Annotated in this window: 4 protein-coding genes and 2 pseudogenes; 2 read left to right on the top strand and 4 right to left on the bottom strand. The window is 43.2% G+C overall.

The window, feature by feature from the left end; all coding sequences use genetic code 11:
* Positions 1-54 precede the first annotated feature (54 nt).
* Complete coding sequence (locus tag O9323_RS13135; protein WP_024971237.1) at positions 55-1,146, top strand: tetratricopeptide repeat protein; 1,092 nt, start codon at positions 55-57, stop codon at positions 1,144-1,146.
* A gap of 219 nt (positions 1,147-1,365) precedes the next feature.
* Here the strand turns inward: O9323_RS13135 and O9323_RS13140 are convergent, their stop codons facing one another.
* Positions 1,366-1,839 carry a DUF29 domain-containing protein gene (locus O9323_RS13140; RefSeq protein WP_069475089.1) on the bottom strand — a complete coding sequence of 158 codons (474 nt, stop codon included), beginning with the start codon at positions 1,837-1,839 and terminating at the stop codon, positions 1,366-1,368.
* Between the two features lie 100 nt (positions 1,840-1,939).
* Complete coding sequence (locus tag O9323_RS13145; RefSeq protein ID WP_002737778.1) at positions 1,940-2,926, bottom strand: RNA polymerase sigma factor, RpoD/SigA family; 987 nt, start codon at positions 2,924-2,926, stop codon at positions 1,940-1,942.
* A gap of 687 nt (positions 2,927-3,613) precedes the next feature.
* On the opposite strand from O9323_RS13145, the gene O9323_RS13150 reads away from it, so the two are divergent.
* Positions 3,614-5,038, top strand: coding sequence for a Ni/Fe hydrogenase subunit alpha (locus O9323_RS13150; protein WP_002737360.1), 1,425 nt, complete (start codon positions 3,614-3,616; stop codon positions 5,036-5,038).
* A gap of 281 nt (positions 5,039-5,319) precedes the next feature.
* Here O9323_RS13150 and O9323_RS13155 read toward each other — a convergent pair.
* A pseudogene (locus tag O9323_RS13155) lies at positions 5,320-5,751 on the bottom strand (helix-turn-helix domain-containing protein); the annotation flags it as partial.
* A gap of 228 nt (positions 5,752-5,979) precedes the next feature.
* Positions 5,980-6,106, bottom strand: a pseudogene (locus O9323_RS13160) (ISKra4-like element ISMae18 family transposase); the annotation flags it as partial.

A 6,106-nucleotide genomic window follows, 5' to 3' on the forward strand; every position in this document is an offset into this window, starting at 1 on the left:
GTCAATACCATTTACAATAAACTTTAATTAAGAATCGTTAACAAAGGTAAAGCGATGGAACAATTTACCCGTTTAATCTTGCTCGTCAGTCTCCTTGCGGGGGGCTGTTTCTCTGCCTCAATTGCGATCGCTGATAATCCGGCGGGGGCAATCGTGAGCAAGGATTCACAGGTTAACGAACTACTGCGTCAAGCGCGGCAATTGGTCAAAAATGGCAATTATGGGGAAGCTATAGCCATTTACGAGCAGGCCGCCGCCCTTGATGGCAATAATGCCAAAATTTTCTCTGGGATCGGCTTTTTACAAACGCGGCAAGGGGATTATAACGCCGCCGCCCAAGCATACCAAAAAGCTTTAAGTCTCGATCCGAGTAATCCCGACTTTTTCCATGCTCTCGGTTATAGTTTGGCTAATATCGGCGATTACGACAATGCAGCCACTTCTTACTACTACGCTATCCAAATAGAACCGAAAAACGTCCAACACTACCTCGGTTTAGGGGTGGTATTATTACGGCAAAAAAACTATGCAAAAGCGGGCGAAGTTTACCAATGGATTTTAGCTCTCGACCCCAATAATCAGCAAGCCCACGAAATCATGGGTAAAGCCTTGATCGAACAGAATAAAAGCAGCGAAGCCTTCGATTTTCTCCAAAAATCCCTGCAAAGATTCCCTAACAATAGTGAATTAAGATTGCAACTGGCCAGCCTTTTGCTCAAACAGGGCGATTTAAATGGTGGAACCCAAATTTTAAAAGAAATAGAGCGACAAAGTGCAGGAAATTTTTTAATTCAGCTAAAAATAGGGATTTTACTCGAAAAACAAGAGCGTTTTGACGAGGCTCTCCCCTTTTATCGTCGGGCTGTTTTCCTAGAACCCCAATCGTTGGAAGCACAAGCGGGAATCGGTCGCATCCATCTGGCCAGAAAAGATTATCTTGCAGCAATTATCGCCTATCAAGATTTGGCCGAAATCGCCCCCAATAACGCCGATGTCTATCTTAATCTCGGTCGGGCCTACGCGGGCCGAGGACGAAAAAGAGAGGCGGAGGAAGCTTTTAAGCAAGCGCGAGCGGTTTATGTGCTGAAAAATAATCAATCTGGCCTGGAGGAAGTGGATGCCCTGCTGAAGAAATTGCTTGAGTAAAACCAGATCAGTTATCAGTTATCAGTTATCAGTTATCATACTAAATCTAGTTATTAAAAACTGATTATCTGTTCCCTCTTTTGCCTCTTGCCTCTTGCCTTTTGCCTGTCCTCATAAGTATCCTATGCTCAACGGATTTAGTATCGGTTATCAGATTTGAGTTTTCAGTTCACTGATGACTGTTTAGCGATTTAAGGAGTGATTTAGACAGTCAATAGTTTATTCCCAATTGATCGGCAGCCATTGATGATCTAAAACCTGTTCGAGATTAAAAATTATCTGACTGGGTAAACCGCCGGGGGATAAACCCATTTTTTTCCGGACGGCCTCTAAAGCTGTATGGTAGGATGGCTCAAAAATCTCCCGAAGATAGGGCTTTAAACTAGGGCTATCCTCCAGTAAATCTTGAATTTCTGCCCGAAAATTATTGATTTCTCCATTCCAATGATTACCATTCCGGTCTCTTTCCGATTGCCAGTAAGTTAATTTGAGTAAATGTTCTAGGAGACGAGTTAAAAGACTTTTGAGCGCGTGTCTTTCACTTCTCCCCATCGATTCAATCTCCTCAATTAAATTGTCTAAATCCACCTCGGCAAACTGGCCTTTTTTTAATTGTTCTGCCGTGGTTTTTAGCCAGAGATAAAAATCTTCTTCGTATAGTGTTGGGGTCGCTGTTTCTGTTGATCTAGTCATGACGGAACTGCCACAGGTGAAAACTAATCGGGATTCTATATTAATTAAACCCAAAAAAAAGAGAGCTTGAACTCTCCTTCTTGGTTATTTGCTAATCTTACTAACTAGCGACAATATATTCCTTGACGTTGGCCCGGCGACGGCGTAAATGAGCCAGGGCCTGGTGTTCTAATTGTCGCACCCGTTCCCGACTGATGTTCATTCTCTGACCGATTTTGGCTAGGGATAACTCCTTGCCATCGGTTAAACCGAAACGGAGAGTAATCACTTCCCGTTGTTGGGGGGTTAATTCGGCCAGGAGATTGGCTAAGTCTTGCCGTAATAACTCTTGGGTGATGAAGGTATCGGGAGAAACTCCGCTATCTTCCAATAATTCCGACAATTCCGTATCTTGGTTATCGCCGACGCGCACATCAAGGGAGATGGGTTGACGAGCCATACTGAGATATTCGCGGATTTGAGCGGGTTCTAGCTCTAATTCCAGGGCAATCTCGGCAGGGGTGGCACTTCTGCCCAGTTTTTGGGCGAGTTCGCGCTGAGTTCTTTTGATTTTATTCAGTTTTTCGGTGATATGGATGGGTAAACGAATGGTGCGGGCTTGTTGAGCGATCGCACGGGTAATCGCTTGTCGAATCCACCAGTAGGCATAGGTAGAAAATTTATAACCTTTGGTGGGATCAAATTTCTCTACACCTCTTTCTAATCCCAGACTACCCTCTTGAATTAGATCGAGGAATTCCATGTTCCGCTTTTGATATTTCTTTGCGATCGCAACTACCAAGCGGAGGTTAGCCTCAATCATTTTCCGTTTAGCTCGATCGCCAGTTTTCAAGGCGCGATCCAGTTCATTTTCGCTTAAATTCACCGAATCCGCCCACTCCAAGCGCTGTGGTTCCCGTCCTAATTGTTTCGATAGTGCTTCTTTCGCTTCTAACAGGCTCATCATCCGTTGGACTTGTTTGCCGTAAATAATTTCTTGTTCGTGAGTTAGGAGGGGAACCCGCCCAATTTCGTGCAGATAGGTACGCACCATATCGGCATTGAGGGTGGGCTGTGGTTGAGTTTGGTTGGTTTTTGCTGTGGGCATTGGTTTGGTGGTGACTCCTTGACACAGAAAAAGTCTGTTACTATTCCGACTCGCGGGTGAGTCTGGCTTATCTGAAGTCGGTATGAGTTCGATTCGGAATTCCTTTGATTGTATCCTGTGCTTTTAGACGCAGACAATCCCCTAAAGGTTCAAAGCTAATTCATTCTTTGGTATGATGTTAGGTTTATCCTTTTTCCCCCAACATTTAGAACAAAAGTATTACAGCCTAGAACTATCAACTACAATCGCTTGTTTTTGGGTCGCTTTTTCCCGAATCCTCGGCAGTGCCGCTGATACTGTTAGGTAAGATTACAAGACAAAAAGGTGATTTTCCCGATTAGTCATAAACAATTTGGCTGACTTCCGACCTTTTCGCCCTCAGCTTTGAGAGGAAGACTGACAGCCGAGAACCGACTTCTATATATATAATGACCGATCAACACCAGCAAAGTGAGATGTAATCATTGCGGATTTCCGAACTATTTTCTGTAGTATTTGTTACAAAATGCCAAATTAGCCGCGATTGAGAATCGGGAAAAATTGTTATAAAAATTAGGATTGCTAGGAGGGTAATAACTATCATAGAAACAGCAGGGCGGAGATCGGGATAAATTATCGTTTAAACCAAGCTCGATCGCAGTCTCCACAATGCCGTTCTGTGGAACTCCTGAACAATGAGGACTTACTATGACTAAAACCGTCGTTATCGATCCCGTCACCCGGATCGAAGGCCATGCCAAGATCTCGATTTTCCTTGACGATGGGGGGGAAGTGGATGACGTGCGTTTTCATGTGGTCGAGTATCGTGGTTTTGAGAAATTCTGCGAGGGACGGCCGATGTGGGAGATGGCGGGAATTACTGCCCGAATTTGCGGCATTTGCCCCGTTAGTCACCTACTTTGTGCCGCCAAAACCGGCGATAAAATTCTAGCGGTGCAAATCCCCCCTGCGGGGGAAAAACTGCGGCGCTTGATGAATTTGGGACAATTAACCCAATCCCATGCTTTAAGCTTTTTTCATCTTAGCAGTCCCGATTTTCTGCTTGGTTGGGAAAGTGACCCCGCTAAACGGAATGTTTTCGGTTTAATTGCGGCCGATCCCGACCTAGCGCGAGCAGGCATCCGTTTACGTCAATTTGGACAGAAAGTTATTGAACTTTTGGGAGCAAAAAAAATTCACCCCGCTTGGTCTGTCCCGGGGGGTGTGCGTTCCCCTTTAAGCGAAGAAGGGCGACAATGGATTAAAGAACGACTGCCGGAGTCTAAAGCGACTCTTTACACGGCTTTAAACCTATTTAAAGGACTTCTGGACAATTTAACCACAGAAATCGCCGCTTTTGGTAATTTCCCTTCTCTGTTTATGGGATTGGTTGGTAAACGGGACGAGTGGGAACACTACGGTGGTCATATCCGTTTTACCGATAGTCAAGGCAATATCGTAGCCGATAACCTGAGCGAAGACAATTATCGCGATTATATCGGCGAATCAGTGGAAAAATGGTCTTATTTGAAGTTTCCCTACTATAAACCCCTCGGTTATCCCAATGGTATCTATCGAGTTGGTCCCTTGGCCCGCTTAAATGTTTGTTCCCATTTTGGCACGGAGGGAGCGGATATCGAGTTACGCGAATATCGCCATCGGGTCGGTGGTGTAGCAACCTCTTCTTTTTATTATCATTATGCTCGTTTAGTCGAGATTTTGGCTTGTTTAGAACAGATTGAACGTTTAATCGATGATCCCGATATAGTTTCTCAACGCTGCCGGGCCGAAGCAGGAATTAATAATCTGCAAGGGGTGGGAGTTAGTGAAGCGCCCCGGGGTACTTTATTCCATGATTATAAAGTGGATGAAAATGGTTTGATTGAAACGGTGAATTTAATTATTGCCACGGGTAATAATAATTTGGCCATGAATCAAACGGTGAAACAAATCGCCCAACATTATATCCATGGTGGCGAAATTCCCGAAGCGATGTTAAACCGAGTGGAAGCGGGTATTCGTTGCTATGATCCCTGTTTAAGTTGTTCCACTCACGCTATGGGACAAATGCCGCTACAGCTAGAGTTAGTTAATGCGGCCGGTGAGGTGATTAATACTCGACAAAGGGGTTAATTATCTAAGTTGTTAGGGTGTTGGGAAATAGGGCAAATTCCTCCTAACACCCGGGGCTATTTCATTTTAGATGATAAGATATTGGGGGAAAATAAAACGGTTCTTCGGTTTGTCTTATGCAACGTACAGGGTTATAAGGAATGAAACTATTATAGAGAAAAACATTTGGCGATTTTTGTCAATTGTTTTCAATCTAGAGCGAACTAAATCAATTAAATCTCTTGCCAGATAAGGATTTAGTGGATTTATGCCGCACTATCGAACCATAACAAGTAACGAAGAGCCAAAAAATTTTTCTGTTTCTTTTTGGGGCGTTCAATGGGAGTTTCCGTTACATCCACTACCCTTACGACCGGTATCTCTGCTTGATTTAGTAGAGCTTTTTTTCCTTTTAAACGGAAGTTTCCCGATTGTGAAAGCATTTTTTCCGTCTTATTTACAGCCTATAGTTAATTCTGATATTTGACCGCTTGTACCAATGTGAAAATATGTTCTATATTCTCGCCAATATTCTAACGTTACTAAAACTTGTTCTTCTATAGATAGTTTAGGTTTCGGTCCGCTTTTAGATACTGAATTAGAGTCGGCTTCAACACTTTTTACTGATTCTACCATCCTACCATCTTTCTATAGGTTTGTTTATACACACCGAAACGGCGTTTGAACTGTTCATCTGATAAGTTTTGATAATCCATATTTTTGCTAATAAACATAGCAAAAGTATGGATGATTTCCTGACCTAAGATTACATTTTATTCTTTTTTCCACTTCCATCTAAAAATCGAGAAAAAAGCAAGACCTTCCACTATACCATAAAAAAATTATGCAAGAGGTCTAATTAGCAGCCCCAATCAAAATAAAGGGCGACCAAAAGAAAGGATGGCTTTTAATTTGACTCAGTTTGGCCGGGAGCATCCCAGTTTTGCAATGAGTAAAAATACTCAGGCAATATCGCCGTTGAGATAAGCACAACGTAGCTTCAAATACTGAGGAACATTCTCTGCTTTCCATTGTGCTCCCACAATTTTCATTCTTGCACCTATTTGCTTAATCTTTGACTCTACACTT

This window comes from Microcystis sp. LE19-131.1A, from assembly GCF_027532015.1.
GTDB lineage: Bacteria > Cyanobacteriota > Cyanobacteriia > Cyanobacteriales > Microcystaceae > Microcystis > Microcystis ichthyoblabe_A.

What these genes read in the sequence shown, in the direction of transcription:
- O9323_RS13135 (WP_024971237.1), top strand. Translation starts at nt 55, where the DNA reads ATGGAACAATTTACCCGTTTAATCTTGCTCGTCAGTCTCCTTGCGGGG.
- O9323_RS13140 (WP_069475089.1), bottom strand. Translation starts at nt 1,839, where the DNA reads ATGACTAGATCAACAGAAACAGCGACCCCAACACTATACGAAGAAGAT.
- O9323_RS13145 (WP_002737778.1), bottom strand. Translation starts at nt 2,926, where the DNA reads ATGCCCACAGCAAAAACCAACCAAACTCAACCACAGCCCACCCTCAAT.
- O9323_RS13150 (WP_002737360.1), top strand. Translation starts at nt 3,614, where the DNA reads ATGACTAAAACCGTCGTTATCGATCCCGTCACCCGGATCGAAGGCCAT.